1 protein-coding gene is annotated in these 963 nt (G+C 72.0%); it reads right to left on the bottom strand.

Features of this window, described 5'->3' with window-relative positions; all coding sequences use genetic code 11:
• Nucleotides 1-963, bottom strand: a 963-nt coding sequence (gene mnmE / locus HUK84_RS20070; RefSeq protein ID WP_176641770.1) for a tRNA uridine-5-carboxymethylaminomethyl(34) synthesis GTPase MnmE, incomplete at both ends; no start/stop codon positions are given.

Genomic DNA, 963 nt, shown 5'->3' with positions numbered 1-963 from the left:
GGGCACGGTCGGCCAGGGCGGCGCGCAGAGCGTCCATGCCGGTACCCTGGCGGACGCTGACGGCCAGGGCGCCCTCGGGGGATTGGTGCGGAGCATGTTCGGCGAGGTCGATCTTGTTGCGCACCAGGAGGGCGCCGGGCGGGAGGTCCGACGGAGGCGCCGTGCCGTCGGTCACGGCGATCACGCAATCGGCCTGTTTCACGTGAAACAAGGCGCGGCGGACGCCCTCGGCCTCGATTTCGTCTTCGGTCTCGCGCAGACCGGCGGTGTCGATCAGGGTGACGGGCACGTCGCCCAGCACCACGCGGATTTCGATCGCATCGCGGGTGGTGCCGGCGATCGAGGAGACGATCGCGGCGTCGCGTTCGGCCAGCGCGTTCAGCAGGCTGGATTTGCCGACATTGGGCGGGCCGACGATGGTGAAGACCAGGCCGCGCCGCAGTTTCTCGCCCCGGCCGGCATCGTCCAGATGCGCCCGCATCGCGTCGCGCAAGGCGGCCAGTTCGGCCAGCAGGGCGGATTCGACTTCGGGGGGCAGGTCTTCGTCGGGGAAGTCGATCAGGGCTTCCTGATGGGCCAGCGCGGTGCGCAGGCGGTCGGCCCAGCCTTCATAGAGACGGCTGAGCGTGCCGTCGGCCTGGCCCAGGGCCTGGCGGCGCTGGGCCTCGGTTTCCGCGTCGATCAGGTCGGCGATGCCTTCGGCCTCGATCAGGTCGAGGCGGCCGTTGGTGAAGGCGCGGCGGGTGAATTCGCCCGGTTCGGCCGGACGGGCGCCCAGCGCCACCAGCGCGTCGGCGACCCCGGCGATGACCGCCGGGCCGGCGTGCAGATGGAGTTCGGCGCTGTCCTCGCCGGTATAGGAGCGCGGGGCGGGAAACCACAGGACGAGGGCGCGGTCCAGCAGGACCGGTTCGGCACCTGCCGCACGGCGCCACAGCCCGCGCAGCGATGCCTGGCGCGGTG

Origin of the sequence: Nguyenibacter vanlangensis, assembly GCF_013376155.1 — a bacterium.
Lineage (GTDB): Bacteria > Pseudomonadota > Alphaproteobacteria > Acetobacterales > Acetobacteraceae > Gluconacetobacter > Gluconacetobacter vanlangensis.
The sequence above is the reverse complement of the archived record's forward strand: the minus strand, read 5'-3'. Positions and strand labels throughout refer to the sequence as shown.